Source organism: Edaphobacter sp. FHG110511_03 (genome assembly GCF_059115365.1).
In genome coordinates this window covers 315,380-340,423 of the sequence record NZ_JBZYWL010000001.1, presented here as the reverse complement: position 1 = coordinate 340,423, position 25,044 = coordinate 315,380, and the positions used below count along the sequence as shown (strand labels likewise).

Annotated in this window: 20 protein-coding genes; 14 read left to right on the top strand and 6 right to left on the bottom strand. The window is 60.1% G+C overall.

Annotated elements, in window-relative coordinates; translation table 11 throughout:
• The first annotated feature begins 28 nt into the window (after window positions 1-28).
• Window positions 29-997, top strand: a complete 969-nt coding sequence (locus AC5S26_RS01250; RefSeq protein WP_494183026.1) for a threonine dehydratase — start codon at window positions 29-31, stop codon at window positions 995-997.
• 225 nt (window positions 998-1,222) lie between these two features.
• Window positions 1,223-4,102 carry an outer membrane protein assembly factor BamA gene (bamA, locus tag AC5S26_RS01245; protein ID WP_494183025.1) on the top strand — a complete coding sequence of 960 codons (2,880 nt, stop codon included), beginning with the start codon at window positions 1,223-1,225 and terminating at the stop codon, window positions 4,100-4,102.
• 123 nt (window positions 4,103-4,225) lie between these two features.
• On the opposite strand, the gene AC5S26_RS01240 is transcribed toward bamA, so the two are convergent.
• Both AC5S26_RS01240 and AC5S26_RS01235 read right to left on the bottom strand, forming a co-directional pair.
• Entirely contained in the window at window positions 4,226-5,533 is a 1,308-nt protein-coding gene (locus AC5S26_RS01240; RefSeq protein ID WP_494183024.1) for a glycosyltransferase, read from the bottom strand.
• Between the two features lie 264 nt (window positions 5,534-5,797).
• Window positions 5,798-7,285, bottom strand: coding sequence for an RDD family protein (locus AC5S26_RS01235; protein ID WP_494183023.1), 1,488 nt, complete (start codon window positions 7,283-7,285; stop codon window positions 5,798-5,800).
• 215 nt (window positions 7,286-7,500) lie between these two features.
• Between AC5S26_RS01235 and AC5S26_RS01230 the strand changes: the two genes are divergently transcribed.
• The 4 genes from AC5S26_RS01230 (at window position 7,501) to AC5S26_RS01215 (ending at window position 13,280) form a co-directional block, all read left to right on the top strand.
• Window positions 7,501-10,008 (top strand): LPS-assembly protein LptD, encoded by a 2,508-nt coding sequence (locus tag AC5S26_RS01230; protein WP_494183022.1) that lies wholly within the window; start codon window positions 7,501-7,503, stop codon window positions 10,006-10,008.
• 40 nt (window positions 10,009-10,048) lie between these two features.
• A complete protein-coding gene (locus AC5S26_RS01225) occupies window positions 10,049-11,053 on the top strand; it encodes a DsbA family protein (protein WP_494183021.1) in 1,005 nt (334 codons plus the stop codon).
• 27 nt (window positions 11,054-11,080) lie between these two features.
• Window positions 11,081-12,175, top strand: coding sequence for a SurA N-terminal domain-containing protein (locus AC5S26_RS01220; RefSeq protein WP_494183020.1), 1,095 nt, complete (start codon window positions 11,081-11,083; stop codon window positions 12,173-12,175).
• A 106-nt stretch (window positions 12,176-12,281) separates the two neighbouring features.
• A complete protein-coding gene (locus AC5S26_RS01215) occupies window positions 12,282-13,280 on the top strand; it encodes a Gfo/Idh/MocA family protein (RefSeq protein ID WP_494183019.1) in 999 nt (332 codons plus the stop codon).
• A gap of 174 nt (window positions 13,281-13,454) precedes the next feature.
• Here the strand turns inward: AC5S26_RS01215 and AC5S26_RS01210 are convergent, their stop codons facing one another.
• A complete protein-coding gene (locus tag AC5S26_RS01210) occupies window positions 13,455-14,552 on the bottom strand; it encodes a DUF5715 family protein (protein ID WP_494183018.1) in 1,098 nt (365 codons plus the stop codon).
• A 137-nt stretch (window positions 14,553-14,689) separates the two neighbouring features.
• Here AC5S26_RS01210 and AC5S26_RS01205 point away from each other — a divergent pair, with 137 nt between their 5' ends.
• Both AC5S26_RS01205 and AC5S26_RS01200 read left to right on the top strand, forming a co-directional pair.
• Window positions 14,690-15,103, top strand: coding sequence for a c-type cytochrome domain-containing protein (locus AC5S26_RS01205; RefSeq protein WP_494183017.1), 414 nt, complete (start codon window positions 14,690-14,692; stop codon window positions 15,101-15,103).
• 244 nt (window positions 15,104-15,347) lie between these two features.
• Complete coding sequence (locus AC5S26_RS01200; protein WP_494183016.1) at window positions 15,348-15,641, top strand: PGPGW domain-containing protein; 294 nt, start codon at window positions 15,348-15,350, stop codon at window positions 15,639-15,641.
• Window positions 15,642-15,645: 4 nt separating this feature from the next.
• Here the strand turns inward: AC5S26_RS01200 and AC5S26_RS01195 are convergent, their stop codons facing one another.
• Window positions 15,646-16,470, bottom strand: a complete 825-nt coding sequence (locus AC5S26_RS01195) for a CHAD domain-containing protein (RefSeq protein ID WP_494183015.1) — start codon at window positions 16,468-16,470, stop codon at window positions 15,646-15,648.
• A 315-nt stretch (window positions 16,471-16,785) separates the two neighbouring features.
• On the opposite strand from AC5S26_RS01195, the gene AC5S26_RS01190 reads away from it, so the two are divergent.
• From AC5S26_RS01190 to AC5S26_RS01175, 4 genes are all read left to right on the top strand, one after another.
• On the top strand, window positions 16,786-17,439 hold the full coding sequence (locus tag AC5S26_RS01190) for a hypothetical protein (protein WP_494183014.1): 654 nt from the start codon (window positions 16,786-16,788) through the stop codon (window positions 17,437-17,439).
• Window positions 17,440-17,561: 122 nt separating this feature from the next.
• Window positions 17,562-17,891, top strand: coding sequence for a CsbD family protein (locus tag AC5S26_RS01185; protein ID WP_494183013.1), 330 nt, complete (start codon window positions 17,562-17,564; stop codon window positions 17,889-17,891).
• Between the two features lie 237 nt (window positions 17,892-18,128).
• On the top strand, window positions 18,129-19,064 hold the full coding sequence (locus AC5S26_RS01180; RefSeq protein ID WP_494183012.1) for a PDZ domain-containing protein: 936 nt from the start codon (window positions 18,129-18,131) through the stop codon (window positions 19,062-19,064).
• A gap of 36 nt (window positions 19,065-19,100) precedes the next feature.
• Window positions 19,101-20,024 carry a creatininase family protein gene (locus AC5S26_RS01175; protein ID WP_494183011.1) on the top strand — a complete coding sequence of 308 codons (924 nt, stop codon included), beginning with the start codon at window positions 19,101-19,103 and terminating at the stop codon, window positions 20,022-20,024.
• Window positions 20,025-20,111: 87 nt separating this feature from the next.
• Here AC5S26_RS01175 and AC5S26_RS01170 read toward each other — a convergent pair whose 3' ends face one another.
• Window positions 20,112-20,579 (bottom strand): hypothetical protein, encoded by a 468-nt coding sequence (locus tag AC5S26_RS01170; RefSeq protein WP_494183010.1) that lies wholly within the window; start codon window positions 20,577-20,579, stop codon window positions 20,112-20,114.
• A gap of 138 nt (window positions 20,580-20,717) precedes the next feature.
• On the bottom strand, window positions 20,718-21,089 hold the full coding sequence (locus tag AC5S26_RS01165) for a hypothetical protein (RefSeq protein ID WP_494183009.1): 372 nt from the start codon (window positions 21,087-21,089) through the stop codon (window positions 20,718-20,720).
• Window positions 21,090-21,312: 223 nt separating this feature from the next.
• On the opposite strand from AC5S26_RS01165, the gene AC5S26_RS01160 reads away from it, so the two are divergent.
• Together AC5S26_RS01160 and gyrA are read left to right on the top strand one after the other, a co-directional pair.
• Window positions 21,313-21,978, top strand: a complete 666-nt coding sequence (locus tag AC5S26_RS01160; RefSeq protein WP_494183008.1) for a Pr6Pr family membrane protein — start codon at window positions 21,313-21,315, stop codon at window positions 21,976-21,978.
• A gap of 47 nt (window positions 21,979-22,025) precedes the next feature.
• The gene (gene gyrA / locus AC5S26_RS01155; RefSeq protein WP_494183007.1) at window positions 22,026-24,926 is read left to right on the top strand and encodes a DNA gyrase subunit A; all 2,901 of its coding nucleotides are present in this window, start codon (window positions 22,026-22,028) and stop codon (window positions 24,924-24,926) included.
• Window positions 24,927-25,044: the final 118 nt, after the last annotated feature.

Sequence of the window (25,044 nt, the reverse complement as noted above, 5' to 3'; positions counted from 1 at the left end):
ACGCATCCTTGTCTGGAGTAAAGCTGTCATGAATCACGGACTGCCCAGTCTCGAAGAGATCCGCAATGCCGCCGTTCTTGTTTACGGAACCATGCCGCCGACGCCCCAGTATCGTTGGCCTCTGTTGAGCCAGCGCGCTGGTGCGGAGGTGTGGGTCAAGCACGAGAACCACTCTCCCGTTGGAGCCTTCAAGATTCGCGGAGGGCTGGTCTATATGGACTGGCTAAAGCGAGAGCACCCCGAAGTTACGACCGTGGTTACCGCAACGCGCGGAAACCATGGGCAATCGATCGCGCTGGCTGCCGCGACCAGCGGTCTGCGCTCGGTCGTTGTCGTCCCTCGCGGGAACAGCATTGAAAAAAATCGCGCGATGCGCGAGCTCGGCGCCGAGCTGGTGGAAGAGGGCGACGATTTTCAGGCGGCCCTGGAGCATGCCGTAAAGCTCGAGCGCGAAAACGGCTGGCACTGGGTTCCGAGCTATCACCGGCTGCTGGTCGCGGGAGTCGCGACGGCGGCGTTTGAATTTCTCTCTGCTGTCCCGGAGCTCGATACGGTATACGTTCCCATCGGAATGGGCTCGGGCATCAGCGGCATGATCGCCGTAAGGGATGCTCTTGGTCTTAAAACCCGAATTGTCGGCGTCGTCTCGAAGCACGCACCGGCCTTTGCCTTGTCTTTCGCAGCCGGGTACGTCGTCGAGCAGACCGCTGCCACGCGGATCGCCGACGGCGTCGCTTGCAGAAAGCCGGATGCGTCGGCTCTCGAGATCGTCCGCGCAGGTGCGGACCGCGTCCTCGAGGTCACGGACGACGAAGTCGAGGCGGCGATGAAATTTTATTTTTCCGATACCCATAACGTCGCCGAAGGAGCAGGAGCGGTCGGTCTGGCCGGATTGCTGCAGGACAGACCCGGAGGCGGAACCCGGGTGGGTACGGTTCTGGGGGGAGGCAACGTGGACAGCGATATTTTCGCGCAGGTGCTCGGCCGTGCCGAATGACCCCATGGCGCGGGTTTTCGATGGCCGGTTCCCGGCGGCGGGGCGAAGTGAATGAGAAAACGGATGGTTCGCGTCCTCGAAACCCAGACCGGAACTCGCTAAGGCGCCTTGTGCTCCCATATAATCGAGACTCCCCCTTCAGGAACCGTCGGGGCATGATTTCCAAGCAGTGAGGGTGTGCGTATCTTTACCGTAGATCGAGAGAGCGGAAGCTCCCTGAAGAGTATGTCAAGGCCTGTGTGCACGCGCTCCAGCTGCTCCCGCATCGCTTATGCCGTGTCGTTGATCGCCCTTGCGCTTGCGATGGTTCCCTCGCTTCAAGCTCAGGCCGTCAGTTCCGAAGCCCAGACGCTCTGCCAACCGCAGGTCGTCGGCAACCGCAGAATTCCGAAAGAGTCCGTGCTCGCCCGGCTGTTTTCCCATCAGGGCGATCTGTACGACGCTCAGGTAATCGAGCGCGATTTCAACTCCCTGTGGAACACCGGGTACTTCGACGACGTCCGGATCGAGCGCGTCGAGTCCGCCAAGTGCGTTCAGTTGGTGATCTACGTCCGTGAGAAGCCCACCATCCGCGAGATCAACTACAAGGGCGTCAGCACTGTCTCGCAGTCCGACATTATGGATGCCCTCAAAAAGGCGAAGGTCGGACTCTCCGTCGAAAGCCAGTACGACCCCACCAAGATCAAGCGCGCCGAGGTTGTCCTTAAAGAGCTGCTGTCCGCGCACGGACACCAGTTCGCGACGGTCAAGGAAGACGTGAAGACGATTCCTCCCGCCGCAGTCGCGCTGACGTTCACGGTGAAGGAAGGACCTACGGTCAAGGTCGGCAAGATTGAATTCGACGGCAATAACAGCGTCTCCGACCGGACCCTGCGCGCCGCGATGAAGAACCTCAAGCCGATCGGAATCCCTCACTCGATCATCCTTGAGAATCTCTTCGCCCGTACCTTCGACGCCAGCAAGCTCGACGAAGACACCGAGCGCGTTCGTCAGGCCTACCGGGATCGAGGTTACTTCAAGGCCCTGACCAGCGAGCCGTCGACCAGCGTGCGCGATGCGGGCGGTCTCAACCCCTTAACCCTGCGGCCCTCGAAGGGCAAGCGCATCGATATCCTCATGCCTGTCGAGGAAGGGGAGCGCTACCGTCTCGGAGGCATCACCTTTAAAGGCAACACGCACTACACGAACGTCAAGGCGCTGCGCGCACAGTTTGCTCTGAAGGACGGCGAATACTTCAACGCCACCCTGTTCGGCAAGGGACTCGAGCAGCTTCGCAAGGCCTACGGCGAAGGTGGCTATATTAACTTCGTCGGAACCCCGGTGCCACGGGTCGACGAGGCCCAGAAGCTGATCTACCTCGATATCGACATCGACGAGGGCAAGCCCTTCTACGTCTCACGCATCGAGTTTCAGGGCAACAGCATCACCCGCGACAAGGTCATCCGCCGCGAGCTCCTCCTCGAAGAGGGCCAGGTCTACAACTCCCGCCTGTGGGAGCTGTCGATCATGCGCCTGAACCAGCTGAACTACTTCGAGCCCCTGAAGGCCGAGCAGGACTCAGAGAGCCGTCAGAATACCGACGACGCCACCGTCGACCTGCTGCTCAAGCTCAAGGAGAAGGGCAAGAACTCCATCGGCCTCAACGGCGGTATCAGCGGGCTTTCAGGATCGTTCATCGGCCTGAACTACGAGACCAACAACTTCCTCGGTCTCGGCGAGACGCTCTCGGTGCAGGCGAACATCGGCGACCTGTCCCGTAATCTCAGCTTCGGATTCACCGAGCCCTACTTCCGCAACAAGCCCATCTCGCTGGGCGTCCAGGTCTTCACCAGCAAGTACGACTTCAATCCGGCGAAGGGCTATTCGGCAGCAGGTAATCTGAGCCAGAACCTGAGCTCGGCGCAGCAGTCGCTGCTGACCAACTATAACCAGTCGTCGACCGGTCTGACGGTCTCGATTGGCGAGCCGCTGCGACATCTGTTCGCGCGCTCCGGCGTCACCCGTGTCGGTCTCTCCTACGCGTTGTCCCGTTCCTCGGTGACCACCTTCAACGACAACACCCGCAACGTCTTCCAGACCCTGGCTTTCCGCTCCGGCGTACAGGGGCAGAATCAGCTCAACGGCATTATCTCGTCGGTTGTCACGCCCAGCTTCACCTTCTCGAGTCTCGACCGTGCTGTGGGGCCGCACTCCGGCAAGGACCTCAACGCCGCGGTATCGGTCGCGGGCGTAGGCGGAAACGTGAAGTACGTGCAGCCGATCGTCAGCTGGCGACAGTTCTTCCCCATGCATAACCTGAAGGTGAGCAAAGAGGGACACAACGTTCTTGGGTATCGCGTCCAGTTCTCCCATATCTCCGGCTTTGCCGGCGAAGTCGCTCCCCCCACCAACCGTATCTACTCCGGTGGAGAGTCCGACGTACGCGGCTTCGACGTTCGTTCCTCGTCCCCTTATACCTTTATTCCGAACAAGGTGCTGTTCAACCTGACGAACCCGGACGGAAACACGGTTCCCCGCGATCCTTCGAACCCGCTTCTGGGAAGCGTGCAGATTCCTCTGCCGCTCTATCGCCTCGTCTCCATCGGCGGCGACACCAGCGTGACCGCGAACCTCGAGTATCGAATCCCGATCATCAACCAGGTCACGTTCGCGTTCTTCACCGACTTCAACATGACCTTCGACGTCCGGAAAGACCAGCTTCGTCAGAGCGTCGCCGGTCAGCAGGAGATCTCGAGCCCGATGTATGGCTGCCCGACGTTCATCAACGGCGCCTGCTTCGGTGGCAAGCAGCTCTTCTTCCCGAATCCGCTGAAGGTGGTTCCCGGAACCAACTATGTTCCGCGCATGTCGAACGGCGCCGAGCTTCAGGTGATCCTGCCGATCGTCAACGCCCCGTTCCGCATCTTCTACGCCTACAACTCGCTTCGTCTCTACAAGGACGTCCCGCAGGAGCTGGCAACCGACAACGCCACATTCCGGACCTTCTTCCCCAACTCCGGAGCTGGCCAGTTCACCTACCTGCAGGCCCTGCAGCTCTACGGATCGCCGTACACGCTGCGTGAGCCCAGAAAAACTTTCCGCCTGACGGTGAGCACAACCTTCTAACCGGCTCCCTCGAATTACCGGGAAAAGCCGGGAAGCCGGACTACCGTGGCACAAGACGCACAAAGAAAGACCCCGATTCGATCGGGGTCTTTCTTTGGGAGGGCCGGGCTGCAGTTTGATGCTTTAGAGCAAGGAGTAGATGTTGTTACTCTCTTCAAGGACTACTTCTTCAGGGATGCTGTTCGCGAAGGCTTCTTCGATCACATCCGCCGCAATATCCAGCCCGCGAATCCCCGAAATGATCTTTTGAGTCGATCGGGCTTTCTCACGGTAGCTCGGATTGTCCTTCACCTTCCGGATCAGCTCTGTAAGCCTTTCCGTTGTGAGATCCTCCACGGTCACATACTCTCCCACGCCGTGATAAGCGATTCGGCCCGCTGCTCCGGGTTGGTCGTAGGAGATGGGAATCGCAATCATCGGAACTCCCTGGGCAATCGACTCAAGAGTGGTATTCATACCGGCGTGCGTGATGCAGAGCGATGCGCGCTTCAGCAACTCGAGCTGAGGAGCTCTCTTGACCACGATCACATTGGAAGGGATCGTCCCGAGATCCTCGAGATTGACGTTCTGTCCAATCGAGAGCACAACTTGAAACGTCGGAAACTTCGAGACCGACTCAAGGATGGTCTTGTAGATAAAGTCGAGACCATTGACCAGCGTTCCCAGCGACGCGTACATCAGCGGTCGGCCATCCAGCTTCTCCCACGGGAAGTCAACCGGTGCCCGGCCCGCCCCATCGTGAAAAGGGCCCGCAAAATGGAACTGAGGAGCTGTAGGCATGCCTGGATAGTCAAACGCTTTCGGGGTTTGAGTAATCACCGCCAGGGGGGAAACAGTCGCCGCCGGATTGGCCCAGTCGATATCAAGCCCCATCCTCGTGGCATAGGCGCTTGCAACCGACACGATTGGCGCAAAAAAGCTTCCGAACGATATGACGGCTTCCCTGTAAGTAGCGCGTGCTTCCTCTGTATCTTCGTACGGAAGGTCCATGAGGCAGAGAGGGGTCTCTCCTGAGAAATCGATATGAAGCACATTCCAGATGTGAACATAGGGAAGGTCCAGGCTTATCGGAACAAGCTCGGCGTAGAAGTAGATCGTATCGATCACGACAGCTTCGATGCCGTCCTCCAGCATCTTCTGCGGAAGGTAGGCAAGAGCCACTTCAGTCAGGATGGGCGATATATTCATCGAGGTGTACTGCATCACCTCGATGCCGTGAAGCTTTGCCACGGGATCGTAGACACCGGTGCCTTTAGGCAATTCCTTTTCCCCATAGGATACGTATTTCAGACCGGCCGCGCGGACCGGGGCTTCGGCGTCTGGAGTTCCATAAAACACAATCTCATGGCCGCGCGATTGCAACTTGCGTGCAAGCGCGGTCATAGGGTTCAGGTGACCTGTAAGGGGTACGCTTAAAAAGCCAATTTTCATGGTGCCGAGGATCCCTTCCTGGTCGCCGTCGCCGTCTCATCAGCCGAAAAAAAATCTGCCGATAAACGAACAGCGCGGTGACTCGGAGGGAATAACCGACACCTACGGGTTTTATTCCAGCAATGGAGGATAAAATTTGATTAAAAACGCTCTTTGAAAGCTGTTGTCATGCGGCCCAGCGTCGTAAATGACAGAGAAGAAAGTCATCTCCTCCATTCGAGCGCACAGATCCTAAGGTCGTCCCGGATCCATCTCGTCGATCTTTTAGTAGCTGCGTTGGTACATGCGCGAGATGCGATCATGCCAGCCCAGCCGCTCGTCATCCAGCAGCGCCCACAACACTCCCAGACCGAGCGATGCCGAGGACAACGCCAGCGCAAAGATGCGCCGCCGCATCGCCGCACGGCTGGGATTCTCATCCGAGAAGGTACACAGTCCGATGCGTGCGTACCGCATTCCCGGAGTTGCATTTGAATAGGTGAAGCAGAGCAGCAGGTACAGCAGCCCGAGAAGGACGATCGTTCCGGCAGCCGAGATCGCGGCAGTCGGAAGGGCCATGTGCACGCCGCCCGGATTGAAGTGGGAGATGGTCATCACGGTAACGGAGGTAAAGACGAGGAACGCAGCGAGAACGATGCAGACATCGACCGTCGTCGACATGACGCGAAGACTCAGCGGCGCCACCTGGAGCGGGGCGGCATAGAGATGCTGTGTCTCCGGAGAGAGCTGCAGGTGCTGCGCGGCGTAGCGCTGCTCCGTGGGCGTCGGCACGGATTCAGCAGAGTAGGCCGCAGGCTCCGCGCGATGTGAGGGGTAGGAGGCTGCACGATCTCGCGGGTGCGCATCGAGAAGAATCGATGTCCACTCCGGTGCGGAGGTCTCCTGAGCCGGTTCCGGCGAGATCTGCTCTACCTCGACCTCGAAGATGCGGAGCTGGGAAGGATCGGCGTGAAGCTCGGCCTCCTCCCGCAACGGGCCCTCCGCCAGGCGCGGCCGGGCACGTCGAGCCGCGATCAGCTGGCGCGGAAATTCGATAAGATTCCCCGGAATCTCTACGGGCGGTTCGACCGGTTCGAAGACAGGGGACTGGCGGAAAGCGATCTCCTCGTCGAGAAAGAAAGACTCGGACGGGTCGGCCATGCCCAGCCTGTTCGCCGCATCGTCTTCCTCTCGAGCCCATCTTGCACGAAGCGCCGCCGCCGCAGCCGGATCTGCGCCGGGAAGCCGAAGATCTTCCGCATGCCGGACGGTATAGGAGGGTGCAGGCAAATCCGCGGGGGCATCGAATACCAGCTGTTCCGCCGTCTCTTCTGCGTGACGCGGACGAGGAGCAGGGGCCGAACGCTCCGGGCTTGCGGCTGGCGGAGCTTCGGCATACTGGTCGAGTTCGGTCAGCAGGTCGTACTGCACCTGTGCGAGAGCCTCTGCATTCCGGGCTGCGATCTCTGCGGCGGCCTCGGCCTGTCGCGCTGCTTCTTCCGCTTCGCGAACCGCGCGATCTGCCTCCTCGGCAAGAAATGCGCGATAGCTCTTGGACTGCGCATACCGCTCGGCCACGGCAGCTGCGATGCGGGAGTTTTTTGCTCGCGGATTTGTGTCTTGCGGCTGCTCGAGGTCGGAGGTTCGGGGACGCCGCGAGCGATGCGCCGCGAGCCGCTCCGCCACCTGCTGACGCAGTGCGAAGGGCTCGAGCGGAGCCTCATTTGCGATATCGGCTTCCTCTGCGGTCTCTCTCTTTCGCTCGGCGCTCATGATCCTTTGAAAAACCTCAAACCCGCACAGGGTGAAATTCGGTTAGCCTCAATAGAGTGGTGGTAAGTCTGATACGTTGCGATCCAAACGAATCGGTTGTAAGGGCCCAGAGACCGTACAGCCAGTCCCATGACGGCAAAGCCGATGTCGAAGCTGGCGTCCGCGGAGACCGGCGGCCCGGGATTCTGCGCCGGGTTTATCTTCTGATAACTATCATGGCGATGGCTTGCAGTCATCCACAGTTGCAGGCGCAGGAGGTGTCGAATCAGGAACCTGCGACACCGGCACAGTCCTCATCGCAGCTTCCGGAAGGCCCGGATGCGAATGCTCAGCCCTATCCCGATGCGATTGTGCTTCCGTCGGCGGACGATAGCTCCACGGTGGTGATCGAAAGCTCGGGGCCGCAGACCAAGACGGGGAGTCGGTACACGCTCGATGGAGATGTGGTCATCACGTATCGCGATCGCCGCGTGGAGGCCGACCACATCGACTACGACAGCGATTCCCAGGATTTGAACGCAAGCGGTCACCTGAAGGTGACTGGTGGCCAGAATAACGAGAGCCTCTCCGCCAGCCACGGAAGCATGAACCTGAAGACCCAGACCGGAAGGTTCTTCGACGTGAAGGGAACCGTCGGCCTTCGCCCTCCCGGACAAAAACCGGTCTACGACAACGGCCAGCCCTTCCTGTTTGAGGGCAAGGTGGTGGTGAAGACGGGGCCGCAGTCCTACGACGTCTACGGAGGATCGGTCACCTCCTGCCAGCTTCCCAACCCGGACTGGCAGTTGTTCGCAGGAAAATTCAGCGTGACGGCGACCAAGGCGACCGCACGAAACACCGTCTTCCGCGTCATCAACGTGCCCCTCGTCTATCTGCCGTATGTTACCCATCCAGTCGGCGGCGAAGAGAGGCAGAGCGGCTTCCTGATTCCTGTCATCGGTCAGTCCTCCACTCGCGGACTGGTGCTCGGGGAGCAGATCTACGTCGTCCTCGGCCGCAGCGCCGACATGACCGTGGGAGCGGAGTACTTTTCCAAGCGCGGGTGGGAGCAGTCAGCCACCTTCCGGTATCGTGGCCTCGGTAACAACTTCGTGCTGGCGCATTACAGCGGACTTCTCGATCGCGGCTACGTAACCGGTGGCCAGTACGTCAATCAGGGCGGACAGGATGCGGTCGTCTCCGGACGCTACGATCTCAGCCAGCAGACGCGGTTCGTTACCGATCTCGAGTATCTGAGCTCCTATCCCTATCGCGAGGCGTTTACCGAGAACTTCAACCAGGCCGTCTCGAGCGACATCCTCTCCATCGGCTATGCCGTCCATCAGTCCGGCGGATACTCCTGGGGGATGCGCTTCGACCGCTACCAGGGGCTGAAGCAGGCTGCAACCGCCACTCAGCCCGAAGAGCAGGTTCGTATCTTTCACTCGCCGTCAGCGGACCTGTCCACGACAGAGCACAAGTTAGGAGTCTCCGGAGCCCTCTGGAATATCGAGAGCTCCATGGCGGCCTTGAAGCGTGTGCAGCCTAACTTCGCGACCACCGGCCTGACGGAGCGGTTCGACATCCATCCCGAGGTTGTCTTTCCTCTGAAGGCTGGGGGATGGAATTTTCGGCCCTCGATCGCGGTCCGCGACACGATCTATACCAGGAGCCGCGAGCATTCCTCCAGCTCTCTTGTTCCGCAGGAGAGCGGCGAGGCGGTCAATCGCGGCGATGTGGAGCTGGGTGTGGAGGCGCGGGCTCCTGTCCTGGAGAGAACCTTCTCCTCGCCTTTCGTGCACAAGCTCTTTGCGTCCGATGTAAAGCATACGGTCGAACCGATGGTCGCCTATCACCTGGTGAGAGGAGTGGACAACTTCCGCCAGTTGCTTCGCTTTGACGATACCGACGTGGTCAGCAACACCAACGAGGTGGAGTACGGGGTCACGCAGCGCCTGTTTATGAGGCCAAAGTCGGGTGAACCCTGTCCCGAACCGAACGACAGCGCCGCAGGCACTGCGGCCTGGACCGGCGCAGCCGCGGCAGGTGTAATGGGAGGCGTGGGAAGCGGTGCAGCCTCGGATGCGGGCTATGTCGGAGCCTCGTCGGGATGTGGCAGCCGGGAGCTGCTCAGCTGGAGGCTGACTCAGAAATACTTCTTCGACCCTCACTTCGGCGGTGCAGTTGTAACCGGTACCCGTAATATCTTCACGACCACGCTCGATCTCTCCGGGGTTGCCTTCCTCACCGAACCCAGGGAGATCTCACCGCTGATCTCCCGTCTGCGCTGGAGGACCTCCGATCACTTCGACGTCGAGTGGGACTTTGACGTCGATACCGGAGCCAGGAAGTTCACCTCCAACAACGTGCTGGTGAACTTCCACGAGGGACAGGTCTTCTCCGGCCTGAGCTATGCGCGGCTTAACGCCCCGGGGCGGTTCAACATCGCCGGATTCTCCTCCGCCGTCTCGGACTTTACTCAGCTGCGAATTCTCCTTGGGTATGGCGGTCCTACCAAGAGGGGATTCGGCGTCGCGGCCAATGCCGGGCTCGACCTCAACCTGGACGCGGTGCAGTATGCCGCGCTGCAGGTGCAGTACAACTGGGACTGCTGCGGCCTCAGCGTCGAATACCGGAAATATGAGCTGGGATCGGTCCGCAACGAGAACGCATACCGCTTCAACTTCACCCTCGCGAACATCGGGACCGCCGGAAATCTGCGTCGTGCCGAGCGGCTGTTCTAACCTGCGTGGGCGCACGGGGTGTCCCGGCCTGCGTGAGATAATGAAAGACATTGTGTTGACCGCAGGCCGTCTGTTTCGCCCCTTCTTATTCGTTCTGATGTTGGCCGCGGCTGGCTGCCACGCGCAGAATCCCGCGGCGGGGGGAGGGAAGCTTCCTCCGGAGCTTGCTCGACGAGTTGAAATCCTCATCCGGTCCAGGGCAAATCTGCCCCCCAACTACGACATGATTCTCGGCCCCCGAACGAAGAGCGACATTCCCGGCTTCGATGAGATCGTAGTGGTCTTCTCCTCCGAAGGGAAGAACTCCAAACCGATGACCTTTCTGTTGTCGACCGACGGCAAGACGTTGGCGCAGTTCAACAAGTTCGACATCAGCAAAGACCCCAAGACCATGGTCAGCGCCGACGGCAGGCCCGCGCGCGGTGGCCCGGCAAACGCTCCCGTGGTGATTGTGGGCTTCGACGATCTTGAGTGCCCCTACTGCTCCAAGATGCACACCCAGCTCTTCCCCGCGCTGATGCAGCGATACAAGGATCAGGTGCGGATCGTCTATCGCGACTTCCCGCTCGATCAGCATCCCTGGGCGATGCGCGCCGCGGTCGACGCCAACTGTCTCGCCGCAGAGAGCCCCGAAGGCTACTGGAACGCCGTCGACTACATCCATGCCCACGCCTCCGACATGGGCGGCTCCGAGAAGACGCTGGCCAAGGCGAACGAAACTCTCGACACTATCACTCGCGACGAGGGCAAGAAGCAGAAGGTAAACGAGACGACCCTGAACTCCTGCATCGAGAAGCAGGACGACGCACCGATCCGGGCGTCCATGAAGATGGGCTCCGACCTGGGCGTGGAAGCGACCCCGGCTCTGTTCATCAACGGTGAACGGCTTGAAGGGGCATTGCCGATTGAATATGTCTACAAGATGATCGACAATGCGCTTGTCGCCGCAGGGCAGACACCGCCGCCACCTGTTCCGCTGCCATCGTTGAATGGGCCCCCCGCTCCCGCCCCCGGACAGCCTTCTGCCCATACAACCAGCGAGTAACCAAGAACTCTTGAGGAGATTTTGCGAGTGAGGAATGTGTTGACTGCAACAGGGAATAAGAACTCGGCGCGCCGCTGGTCCCGTGCATCGGGCTCCGCCGCGCTGGTGGTAGTGGCCGCACTTGCGGGCTGCAACCACACCCATAACGCCGACGTCATGGCGACCGTCAACGGCAAGGCCATCATGAAGACCGAGCTCGAGAAGGCCTACCAGGTGCAGCTTGGCGATGCCCAGCAGCAACCGCAGAAGCCTACGCGGGAACAGGCCGACTCCCTGCGGCTCAATGTCCTGCGTCAGTTGATCGATGAGGAGATCGTCGAGCAGCGCGCAGCCAAGATGAACCTGACCGCCAGCAATGAAGAGGTGGACGCGAAGCTGGCCGAGATGAAGGCCCCCTACACCGAGGATCAGTTCAACGAGAAACTCAAGGCCAGCAACCATACGCTGGACGACGTCCGGCACGACATCCGGCGCTCGCTGACCTTCAATAAGCTTCTCTCCAAAGAGATCGACTCGAAGATCACCGTGACCGATGCGGATGTAGCCAACTACTACAACGCTCACAAGTCGGAGTACAACCTGGTCGAGGCCCAATATCATCTCGCCCAGATCCAGGTGACGGGCGTACCGTCCAATCAGCCCGGCAACCTGCAGAACAGCAAGGCGATGAACGAGGCTGATGCGAAGAAAAAGATCCAGGCTCTGAAGAATCGCCTCGATAGCGGAGAGGACTTCGCCGCGCTGGCGATGAACTTCTCCGAACGTCCGGATACCTCCTCGAGCGGCGGCGATATCGGATTCGTCTCTGAGTCGCAGATGAAGGCTGACCCCATGATCTTTGGCGCGATCACGAAGCTGAAGGCCGGCCAGGTCACTGACATCTTGCCCCTGCTCGATGCACAGACGCGAAAGATCGCCGGGTACGCCATCTACAAACTGATCTCTCGGGAACCCGCGGGCCAGCGTCAGCTGAGCGATCCTCCCGTACAGCAGTCCATCCGGCAGCAGCTTCACGATGGTCGTTCCCAGTTGCTCAAGAGCGCCTATCTGGAGATGCTTCGCGATCAGGCCAAGGTAGAGAACTTTTACGCCGAGCAGATCTTCAAGAACGAAACTCACTGAAATCGGCTCTCCGCTTAAATCGAGTGCCCCACCTTCGGCCCTAAGTACGTAAGGTGGGCATTCGAGCGAAGCTCGAACCTCCCAAACCATCTTCAGGAGACACCGCATGACCTCCCCCGTACGTTTTGCGATTCTCGGCTTTGGACTGCACGCGGTTCGGCGTTTGCTCCCGGCGTTTGCAGAATCGGAAAAGACTCAGCTTGTTGGGATGTGGCGTCGCGATCAGGCTGCCGCGAAGCAGAACTGCGCCGATCACAAGATCGCCCATTGCTTTGCCTCTGCGGAAGAGCTCTGCGCCTCCCCCGATGTGGACGCGGTCTTCATTACCTCACCCGACGCGATGCATTACGCCGATACTCTTCTGGCGCTCCGCAACGGCAAAGCGGTGCTGTGCGAAAAGCCGGTGGCGATGAACGCAACCCAGGCGCGCGAGATGGAGCAAGCCGCAAACGCTGCAGGCGTCCTTTACGGCGTCGCGCAGAACTTCCGCTACAACCGCAGCCTGGAATGGATTCGCGAGCAGCTTCAGGCTGGAAAGATCGGCACTCTACAGTTCGCCCATGCGGAATTCGATTATCCCGCCGATCGCGCTCCCCGTAAATGGATCAAGGACCCGGCCCTTGCCTGCGGAGGTCCCATCGGCGATGTCGGCGTGCACTGCATCGATGCGTTGCGCTATGTGCTGGGCGAAGAGGTGGAGAGCATAAGCACCCTCGCCACCAAATCACAGCCGCAGGACCAGGTAGAAGCCACCGCCGCCCTGCAGATGCAGATGACCGGCGGCATTCTTGTAAACGTCACCGTAAGCGCGCGCACCCCCTATCGCACTTTGATTGAGATCACCGGAAGCGAAGGTATCCTGATTGCCGAAAATGGTCTCACCGTGGATCGCCCCATCGAGATCGTGCTGCGGCGCGGTGGCGACGTCGTCGAAACCGCGACCGTGAACAACGCCGACAGCTACACCCGAATGCTCAACGCCTTCGCAGAGGCCATGCACGGCGGAAAACCGTTCGCTGCGACAGGAGCGGACGCCATAAGGAATATGGCTGCTCTCGACGCCGCATTCCGCAGCTGGAAGACCGGACAGCGCGAGACCCTCTAATTTTGGGAAACAGCAATCTCTGAATGCCCGCGCCTCTGGCGATCATGGAGCGATAGCGCTTCACACGGCTTCGAGAACCATGCGTTTGGCTTCGCGGTTACCTGTCTTCGTGATCCAACCGTGACGAAGACAGGTTCATTGAGCGCAAGGGGCTTCCGCTCCTGAGGAGACTTTCTACTCTACGGCCGCTGCGAGAGCAGATGCTCCACTCTGATGATGGCCCGCGATCTCCCGGCGCGGAGTGTTGCCGGACGGAGCGTACTTCCTATAGACGCTGATGTGGAAGCAGGATTGTTGGAACTCCTCTTCGACATCGATTCTGCCCTGTTGAATCAGCGGAAGCAGATAACCTCGCAGCCACGCGATCTCGGTTCGCGAAAGCCCATGCTTGGCGATATCGACGGCCTGACCGGTAAGGTGCGGCGATGCGGTCTCACCTTCGGCAGGCGCCGCGTTTCCGTTTGTGCGCAACAGCCTCTGCTGGAACTCCACCGTGCGGACTGCGGAGTTCACCTGGATTGAGCTGTGGAAACGGGCGTAGTGCGCCCGCGCCAGCGTCTCCAGAAACTGCGCCGTCCATGGACGGGAGTAACGGCGGTTCGAAGGCAGGTGCTCGTCCACCTCCAGCGCCCGGCTCACCGGCAACGCGACGAGCAGATGCTGATCGCGCATGCGCAGCAGATCGTTGTCGTCCTGAATGCGATCCAGTCCGTCGCGATCGGCGACGACGTTCTGCCGTACCAGGATCTCGTGGGATCCTTTGAGCGGCGGGGGAATGACGAGGCGCCCACGCTTGTTGTAGAGTGCCGGCAGGATGATCGGCGTTGCCGCCTCTTCCGCTACGCTCTCTTCCTCTGATTTGCGTGGTGTCTGGGCGCGGGTCACGCTGACAACGGAATCGGTCTTGATCACCTCAGCCTTCGCGTGTGCGTTGCGGCGCCTGGAGGCGTTCGGGGAGCTCTCGGCAGCCTTTAGAAAGTCGGCAGAAGTTGCCTTGCGGTGTGTGCCTGGCGAGGCAGCGATAGCTAAACTCCGCGTTGCAGCTCTCCTGCCCGTGCTTCGTACATGCTTCGCTGGGGTCGAATGAGCTTTGGAAGATACTGCGGTCTCGCTGGAGACAGACCTCTTTCCGGAATGCGCCTTGGCGCTCGCAGTGGAGATCTTGGACTTATGGGCAGCAGCAGGATGTGTCTTCCGCGCCACTGCAGCGAACGCAGCGGGTGCCGGAAACACCAATGCCAAAGCAAGGAGAGCCGAAATGGGGGCGTTCAAACGCATCCTGAAAAACTTGGAGGCGCGGGATCGCCAGAGCATCTTCTACGCTATCGGCAGTTCGATCCACATGGAAGTAATCAGCAGGGTTCCGTATACTCTTCAGTTAACGGGGGATGGATGTTGACGGAGAGTGGATGCGCAGAGCGCCGTGGATTCTAGGCATCGCGGCGAGTGCGATTCTGATCGGGGCTGTAAAGGTGGGTCCGGTTCGTGCCGCTGGAGATGATGAAGCGGCGCGGCCCCAGTTTTACACCGCCAGGGTGCGCCCGATCTTTCAGGCCAACTGCTTCCGATGCCATGCAGGAATGAATCGCCGCGGTGGGCTGAGCATGTCGACTCGCGCCGGTCTGATGAAGGGTGGGAAGGATGGAGCGGTCATCCTCTCCGGAGATCCGGCGAAGAGTCTTCTGGTGAACGGAATCCGCCACGAGGGGGCCGCGAAGCCTATGCCCTCGAAAGGCAACAAGCTGTCGGACGCGGATATCGCCACCATCGAACGATGGATACGCGCAGGCGCGATCATGCCGGCTGACGTACCTGTGAACTAAATCCATTCCGAGAAGCTCTAAACCACGTCATTCCGACCGGAGCGCAGCGAATGTGGAGAGCCTGCCCTGAGCGAAGTCGAATGGGAATCCCTGTATTTCGCCTGTACCGTCACAAATGCCAAAAAGAATCGACATCCTCCGACTGTCGGAACCCCTTTCCTGAGAACCGCTCCGCACCCTGGGGACAGAAACACCTGTTCCGCTATCAGAATATTTAAGTGTCTCCTCCATCCCTTTGCGTCTAATGGGAATGGATGCGGCGGCTCCAGGTCGAAGCAGCTGGGCGCGGAAGATAGGCGGATGGAGCCTGCTTTTTGTCGGCATTGCTGGCTGCGTACTCCCCATCCTTCCCGGAATTCCGCTCGCTCTCGCCGGATTGCTCATACTGGCGCGTGACTATGCCTGGGCGCGAACTGCCCTGCGAAAAGCGAAGCGCAAGATAGTCTCCATGCGGCGGCGCGCTCGGGCCAAACGCTCCAGCCCAACCGTCGTTCCCACAACAAGACCTGCCGCAAGTAGTGAGGCAGGAGAATCCTGAGGATCTAGCCGGAGATCTCGTGCAGGTGTTGGCGATAGGCGGCCAGGGCCACGCGGCTCCGATCCTCGAGAGCACCCGTCACGGGTGACGACCCGCCAAGCTTATCCCCGGCGATCTCAGACAACACCAGCCAGTCATGCCACTCTCCTCCGCTCTGCTGCAATCTCTCGAAGGATTCGGCGAGACGGCGGGGCCGCTTCGCCTTCTTCGGAGCGTTCTCCGCGATGTAGCGGGTCAGCTTCGCCACCTTGCGGATCGAGTGGAGATAATCCGGATCGTCGGCTCCCTGCTGCGGTTCAGGCGGAGTATTCTCGGCGAACCAGCGCTGGGCCAGTGAAACAAGCTCCGTCGCCGAAAGAGAGAGGCTCTCAACCGGCTCCAGCGCATCGAGAAGATCCTCGAGCGCCAGCACAAGTTCGGACTGCCGCCGTCGAAGGATCTTCACCAGCTCTTGGGAGTGACCGTTACGCTCTGCCTCCAGCTCCTTCTTGAGTTTGCCGGCGTTGCTCTTCATGGCGCGCGGCGGATCGTCCGGAACGATGGAATCGATCAGGCCGAGCTGAACGTCGATATCGCGGACCACGCCCGCGGCCCGGCGAACCTTCTTCAGCATCCGCCGTGCCTTGCGCTCCGGTCTGCTTTGATCCGGCAATTGAGCCAAAGTCGTCAGCATGGCAAGCTGGGCTTCGATTCTCCGGGTCGTCGTGCGCAGTCTGTGGACAGGCTTTACCTCCGGGGTGGCGAGGCAGAGCGTGATCGCCGCCTCAAGCGCAGTCACCTGCTCCCGGAGAGAGCGGATCGGATATGCCGATGTCGTGGAAGCCGCCATAAATCTTTGGACGCCGAAAGAGCTCGGTCCTCTCTTTGAGCCTAGCTGGATGGACAGGAACGTCCGCAGCGAATTCTAAACCGCCGGCTGTCCTTCGTGCCGAACCATCCTCCGTGCCTGCAATTCAAGACACTTGACAAGTATCCGCCAACGTTGGAGCGTGGTAAGAGAGCCGTTCCAAGCGGCCGCATGCCGGTTCCCCTCCCGGGGGAGGTCTTCCGCCGGATCGGATGCTGACCGGCGTCCCGTTGTGATTCAATTGCGCCCAGTCTGCCTTCCTGCCAGTTTCCACTTCAAGCTTTGGAGCCGAAGTCGATGAAGATAGGTCTATTCCTTTCCATGTCCGTCCTTGCGAGTACAGCCTTTGCAGGCCAGGCCCCCCCCGCTCCGAAGCCGACGCCTCATAAGGCATCCAAAACGGCAGCGGCCGCCAAGGCAGGGACCAGCGCATGGACGCCTGAGGTCGAGCAGTATCTCGGGGTCCAGCAGGGAAGCTTCACCTTGGTGGGGTTGAACCGGCTGTCGAAGGCTCAACTGGATGCGCTGGTGAGCGCAGCCAAGAATAACGTCACCGGCGATCCCCGGAAGCACGTCCTGACCTGCGGACCGGAGGCACCGGCGCAGCCCGGTAAGGTGCGGGTTTTCATCACCGTCTCCGGGGACGATGCCTCGGGTCAAAGGGCGACCGAGATCCGCCAGGCAGTCGGCGCCATAGACGGGGTCGAGCTCGCCGACTCGCAGCCGAATGCCGATCGAGCGTTGCATGTCGTCATTCAGGAGCAGACCCTGGGCAAGCGAACCATCGGCTACACCGCTTCCTACGTCACCGCCACCCCCTGTACCGACACCTCCCGCAAGACCGATGCGGAGCTGAAGGGCCAGCTGGGAACCTATACCGATCCCAAGGGAGTGGACCTAGCGGCAGACCTCGCCCGCATGTTGGGCCGGGACATCCAGGAGACGCATTGAGGGGAATTCGGCGCCCATCCTATCCCTCAAAGAAAAGAACTTAGACCTCAATGACGATGGACAGAACTTCCTCGGCGAAGAGTGAGGTGCAAATCGCATCTTACGATTCTGAGGTGGTGAACATGAGAGCTCTTCCATGGTTACTGGCAGGAACGGCGATTGGCGCAGGCATAGCGGTACTGGTCTTGAACGATTGGGAGCCGGAGTACGATACCGGCTACGACAGCGTAGAAGGCGCGGCAAGGAAGACCTTCGGATGGGGGACCCGGCAGAGGGCCGAAGGCAAGGTTGGCTCAGTCGTTGGGGCGGTGAAAGAGGGAGTCGGTCGATTCACCGGAGACCCCGATCTGGCCGCTGAAGGCACTGTCCAGAAGGTGGCAGGCGAAGTAAAGGACAAGGCAGGCGAAGTCGGGCATGCCGTCGCGCAGACCATCCATGATCTGAATAAATAGGACCTGAACAAGTAAGCGGAAATTCGGGAAGGTAAGTTTGTCGCCTTTCCCAAAAAGAGCAAACAGCGGGGAGTATCCAGCTTCGATACTCCCCGCGCCTGTCCGCGTTCGGACAGGCAAATGCGATCCCGGACACCTTTTCGGAATCTTCTCTTCCCTAAATCACAGATTCTGTTCGCGCCGCATTTGGGAATCGAAGTGCAACCTCTCCTGAGAGAGAAATCCTAGGGAGGAACCATGCAGCGGAGAAGTCCTGCACGGAAGCTATGGGCCACTTTGTGCCTCGGTGCATCTCTTGCAGCCATCGCGCAAGCGCCCTCGCCTGAGCCGGGAACCCTTGGTATCGCCGTCAATCAGCTCTACAGCGAACAGCAACCCACAAAACAGGGAGCGCTTATCGTGCGCCGGGTGCAGGCGCACTCCTCCGCGTCCGACGCCGGAATCGTGGCGGGCGACGTCATTCTTGCGACGGACGACAACTCTGTCTTCAACGCGACGATGGCCGACCTGCTGCTAAGACTGGAGGGGCCGGTTGGAACTTCGGTTCAGCTCTCCGTCGTGAAGGCCGATGGCAACCTCAAGAAGCTGACGCTGGTCAGAAAGCCCTATCCGCCGCATCTGAACCCAGCCACCGATCCCTTCGCTTACAGCATTCCCGGCAAATGGCAGATGGACCTTCGCTACAACTTCCCGCTGCCGTGGTCTCCTTCCATCGCGCATCACGGATTCGAGGACTTATTTTTTGCGCCAGGCTTCGACGATGTTGCTTCGCCTGAATACCACAGCTACCTGATCCTGTGGTGGCTGGATGGCAAGGTCTCGATGACCGCTGCGGAGCTACAGCAAGAGATGGTGACGTACTTCCGCGGCCTGGCCGGCCAGCGTGGCCGCAACAACCACTTCACGCCAGACCTCTCCGTAGTCGCGGCAAGCTATGCCGCAACCCAATCCGGCCCTTCGTCTCTGGGAGGAGTCAGCGCAACGAACTTTACGGGCAAGGTTACGCTGATCGACCGGCACGGTAATCCAATCTCGCTCTACTCCGAAGTCATCTCTGCGCCATGCAGCGCCGACCATACGGCGGTTTACTTTGCGATGTCGAAGGAACCGCGGCCGGCTGCACTGTGGAAGACCCTGGATCATGTGCGGGACACGTTTCAATGCCGGAGATAAATGATCTAGAATTCGCGCAGTGAGGATAATGACCCGGTGATCGATCGGATAGACTGCAAGCGTTTCAAGGGCTGCTGTACAGCGACTCTCCTTCTTCTTTCCGCCCTCCTGATCCAGGGAGGATTCGCTGAAGCTCAGACGGAATCTTCGCAGGCGAAGCTATCTGTCCATTGGGAAGAGCTGACGGGCCCCGACTTCGTAAAGGCCATCAAGGCATCTCAGGGAACCTGCCTGCTCCCTATCGGGATTCTGGAGAAGCATGGGCCGCATCTTCCCATCGGCTCCGATCTTCTGAATGCGCGATACGTTGCAGAGCATGCCGCTCAGCAGCAATACACCGTGGTCTTTCCCGCCTACTACTTCGGGCAGATCGCAGAGGCGCGGCAGGAGCCCGGCACGGTCTCCTATAGCCGCGAGATGCAGTTAGCTTTGCTGCAGGCAACCACCGACGAGATGGGCCGCAACGGCTGCAAAAAGATCCTGATCATCAATGGGCACGGAGGCAACAATCATCTGCTGCCCTACTTCGCGCAGACCCAGCTGGAGAAGCCCCACGATTACGTGGTCTATGTCTTCGACCAGCGCACCCCGGCGACGGGCGGTCCTGCGAAAAAGACGACCAACGATCAGCACGCGGGCGAAAGCGAGACCTCGAAGCTGATGATCGTTCGCCCCGACCTCGTTCACCCGGATCGCGCCAAAGACGAATCCGGCGCCGACCAGCATCACCTGAGCCTGCCGGAGGGCGTCTACACCGGCATCTGGTGGTACGCGCGCTTTCCCGATCACTACGCAGGCGACGGCTCGGCAGCTACCCATGAGCTTGGCGAATACCAGATCAACTGGTGGGTCGACTCCGTGAGCAAGGTTCTCGCCGCCATCAAGGCAGACGATACAAGTCTGAAGCTCCAGAAAGAGTTCTTCGAGAAGGCGGAGCATCCGATCGATACGCCGCAGTAACAAAGGTCTTCAGGTAATCTCCAGCTTCACTCAACAGCCTTGAGATGGGGGCTTGCAGCCAAAGACCTGCAAGCCCCCATCGTCGCTTCACTCCTTCGGTGCCGCAGCAGGCGCAGCAGTCGCAACCTTCCGTACCGCTGCGTCCACGACTGCGTACAGCAACTGCCCACGATCCTCCCTGGCCTGGGCCTTGATGTATTCTCCGGCTTTCTGGCCAGCCTCTTCGCTCTCCGGCAGAACAAGGTGTCGGTGGTCAGCCGAAAGAACGGCCAGTTGTTGGATGATGTCGAAATACTTGTCTTCGTTTTTCCCTGCCAGCTGCCAGCACTTCGAGACTGTGCAGGTAAGAATCTCGTCGGTGTTATAAGGCTGTCCTGCTTTGTCACCAGGCGAAGGCGTGATCGACGTTGCCGCCTGGGGCTCCGTCGCCGGGGAGACGGCGTCGCTCTTCGGAGTCGGGGTGGGGGAGGGCTTCGGTGTAGGCGTCGGGTTACAGCCGAGACATGCGGCCAATGACGCCGAGACAATGAAGGAACTCAATCGCAAGTTGTTCATAGGGAATCATCCTCTTTTTCATTCGTGGTCTTCTTCCAGCGAAACCGAAGGGGAAGAATCTCGGTGTTTGTTCTTGCTGTTGCCTGTTCTTTCTCATCGGAGATTGGGCCGGGAGCCTCTTCTCCAACACAGAGACTCTTAGCGATGATGGTGGTAACGATCATCGTTGTTGTTGCGATTGTTCTGGCTTATCTGACCTGCAATTGCGCCGACGCCTGCGCCCGCGGCTCCGCCGATCAGAGTGCCCTTCAGGCTTTTGCCGAAGATGGCTCCCAGGGCCGCGCCTCCGGCACCGCCGATCAGGGCACCCTTGCCGGGTCCGATTCCGCCGCCGTTCCTGTGGTCGTCATGGTGGTCATCGTGGCGGGAGTCATAGTAATTCCCCCCGCGCCCGCCATTGCGGACACCGTTGTTGAACTGTCCGTGATTGCCGTTGTTATAGCGTTGTGCGCTCAGGGGAAACGCGCCAAGTGAGAAAGCAAGGGAAAGGGCGAGAAATCGATTCTTCATGAGTGTTCGGTCCCGTGTCCTACGATCCGTTGGATGCGGAAAATCCGCGAAAACTCTCGTCTTATGTGAAAGATACATTTTACGATTCGAGGAAAAGGTTGCTCGCTGAGACCCCGAAAGTCTTTATCTTGCTCCGGGAGAACAGCCGGGAGTAATCTGCATTCGAAGATAAAAAGAGCTTCCCGGGAACTCGAATCTGATTCTGTACAAAGGACTTGACTGGATGGATCGCTCCGCGGCGCAACCGCCCGTTGTTCGGCTGACGGCAGCTCTGCTGGCGTTCATTGGTTGGGCACTCCTCGCGCTCCAGCTCTGGCTCACGCTTACAAACGGCTTTGGCGATGCTCGGCCCACCTCGCAAATCATCGCCAACTTCTTTAGTTTCTTTACTATCCTCATCAATCTTCTGGTCACAACGGTCTTCATCTGGGTTGCCATCGCCCCACCTGGTCCGCCGGCAACCTTTCAGGCCGCCGTCGCCGCCTACATCACCGTCGTCGCCGTCGGGTACAGCCTCCTTCTTCGTTCCATATGGGAGCCCGAAGGCCTGCAGAAGATCCTCGATGTCATGCTCCACGACATCATGCCTCTTCTCTATGTCGTCTTCTGGATCGCCTTCTGTCGACAGCTCCGCGTCCTCGCTCGCCGGGACGCTTACCTCTGGCTCATCGGTCCCTTCACCTACCTCGTCTACACCATGGTTCGAGGCCGCAGAGTCGGCTGGTATCCGTACCATTTTCTCAATCCGGGCATGGTCGGTTACCCTATTGTTATCTGTGCGATAGTAGGATTTTTGATCGCCTTCCTCCTCACCGGTCTCGGCGCCGTCCGGCTTACGCGACGGCCCGCCCTTAAGGACTCGAAGACGGTACCTCCGTCCTGGCGATGAGGGGGAGCGGAGGCCCACAAAACCCTCTATAATAGAGGGTAGAAACTATGGCAGACGATCAGAATCCCCAGCTCCCGCTCGGCTCCAACTCCGACAACCCAAACGGCTCAGACAGCACCATCAAGGGCCCCGGTGCGGCGCTGCTCCTCCCCATCAATATTGAAGACGAGATGCGCCGGTCGTATCTCGACTACTCCATGTCCGTCATTATCGGACGTGCGCTGCCCGATGTCCGTGACGGCCTCAAGCCCGTCCACCGCCGCATCCTCTACGGCATGCAGGAGATGGGCCTCCAGTACAACAAGAAGTACACCAAGTCCGCCAAGGTCGTCGGCCATGTCATGGGTAACTACCATCCCCACGGCGACTCTGCCATCTACGACACCATGGTCCGCCTCGCGCAGCCCTTCTCGCTCCGCTACATCCTCGTAGACGGCCAGGGAAACTTCGGCTCCATCGACGGCGACCCGCCCGCGGCCATGCGTTACACCGAGTCCCGCCTCACCCGCATCGCCGGTGAGATGCTCGCCGACATCGACTCCGACACCGTAGACTTCGCCCCCAACTACGACGAGTCCACCCTCGAGCCCACCGTCCTCCCTGCCCGCATCCCCAACCTCATCGTGAACGGTGGAGGCGGTATCGCCGTCGGCATGGCGACCAACATCCCGCCGCACAACCTCACTGAGGTCGTGAACGCCTGCATCGCTCTTCTCAGTAAAGAAAAAGGCGACATCCGCCCCGACATCCAGATCGTCCTCGAGCACGTCAAAGGTCCCGACTTTCCCACCGGCGGCTATCTCTACGGACGGGCCGGAATCGCCCAGACCTACAACACCGGCCGCGGACGCTTCATCATGCGCTCCAAGGTCGCCACCGAGAACATCTCCGGCGGCCGCCAGGCGATCATCGTCACCGAGATCCCCTACCAGGTCAACAAGTCGAACCTGATCAAGCGCATCGCCGAGCTCGCCAACGAAAAGATCATCGACGACATCTCCGACGTCCGCGACGAGTCCGACCGCGACGGCATGCGCATCGTCATCGAGCTCAAGCGCGGCGCCGAGCAGCAGATCGTCCTCAACCAGCTCTTCAAGCACACCCCCATGCAGGAGAGCTTCTCCATGATCTTCCTCGCCGTCCACAACGGCCAGCCGAAGGTCCTCCCGCTCGACCACGCCATCCGCGCCTTCCTCGAGCACCGCATCGAAGTCGTGCGCCGCCGCACCGCCTTCCTCCTCAACAAGGCCCGCGACCGCGAGCACCTCCTGCTCGGCTACCAGATCGCGCTCGACCATCTCGACAACGTCATCAAGATCATTCGCCAGTCCGCCTCCCGCGCCGACGCCCGCGAAAACCTCTTCAGCTACTTCTCCAACAAGCGCATCAACCTGCGCGGCACCGAGCTCGCCGGAGTCAAACTCGACCCCTCCAAGTACTCGATCGACATGACGTTCTCGCAGACCGGCACGCTGATCCTCAGCTATCGCCAGGTCGACGCCATCCTCGAGCTGCAGCTCTACCGCCTCACCCAGCTCTCCATCGACGAGCTCCTCAAAGAGCTCTCCGAGGTCCGCGACAACATCAACGAGTTCGAGTCCATCCTCGCCTCCGAGAAAAAGCTCCGCCGCGTCATCGTCAAGGAGCTCGAAGAGGTCCGCGACAAGTACGGCGACGAGCGCAAGACGCAAATCGTCGACGAGACCACCGAGATCCAGCTCGAAGACCTCATCGCCGACGAGCAGGTCGCCGTCACCATCTCCAACACCGGCTACCTCAAGCGCACGCCCATCTCCACCTACCGCCAGCAGCGTCGCGGTGGCACCGGACGCCTCGGCATGAAGACCCGCGAAGAGGACTTCGTCGCCCAGCTCATCGTCGACTCCACCCACGCCTTCCTGCTCTGCTTCACCAACAGCGGCCGCGTCTACTGGCTCAAGATCTACGAGATCCCCGACGTTGGAGCCGCAGGCAAGGGCAAGGCCATGGCCTCTCTCCTCGCCCTCCAGCCCGGCGAAAAGGTCATCACCATCCTCGGCATCCGCGACCTCACCGAAGTCGGCCGCTTCATCCTCTTCGCCACCCGCAACGGCACCGTCAAAAAGACCCCGCTGCCCGACTTCTCGAACGTCATGGCTCGCGGCATCATCGCCATCAACATCGATAAGGACGACGAGCTCATCGGAGTCCGCGTCACCGGTGGCGACGACGTCGTCTTCCTCGGAACCCACGACGGCATGGCCGTCCGCTTCTCCGAAGCCTACGACGCTGACAAGTCCGGTGGCCTCCGCCCCATGGGCCGCAACGCCGCCGGAAACAAGGGAATCACCCTCCGCAAGGGCGACTACGTCATCGGCGTCGCCGTCACTCCCTCCGCCGAGTACCGCGCCAAGCGCCGCGACGAGCTCGCCCAGGAAAAGAACCTCGTCAAAGATCTCGCCAAGGTCCGCTCCGAGATCGACTCCGCCAACGACGCCCTCCTCAAGGCCCGCGAGGCCAACGGTGGCGAAAAGGAAGACGACAAGGTCAAGGCCGCACGCCGCAAGCGCGACGACGCCTACGAGAAGCGCGACGCCCTCGACGAAAAGCTCGGCCTCAGCCCCTGCCTCATCCTCTCCGTCACCGAGAACGGATTCGGCAAGCGCACCAACGTCGAGGAGTACCGCCTCCAGTCCCGCGGAGGCTCCGGCGTCATCAACATGAAGACCACCACCAAGACCGGCAAGGTCTCCTCAGTCCAGCTCGTCGACGACACCAGCGAGCTGATGGCCATCTCCCAGTTCGGAAAGATCATCCGCATCGACACCGGCAGCATCCGAGCCGCAGGCCGCTCCACCCAGGGAGTCAAACTCCTGAACCTGGAAGCCGATGACAAGGTAGCCGCAGCCGTAGTCATCCCACCCGATGAATCGAAGTCAGAACCAGAGACTGGAATGCTGCTGCAGTAGCCAGGAATTAAATTCGTTAGTCTAAAGGCGCGGCTTGGCTGCGCCTTATTTTTTTAGTCTTTGTGGTATCAAATAGGCGTTAAAGGTAACGCCTAAGACTGGTACGATGTTGCTACAA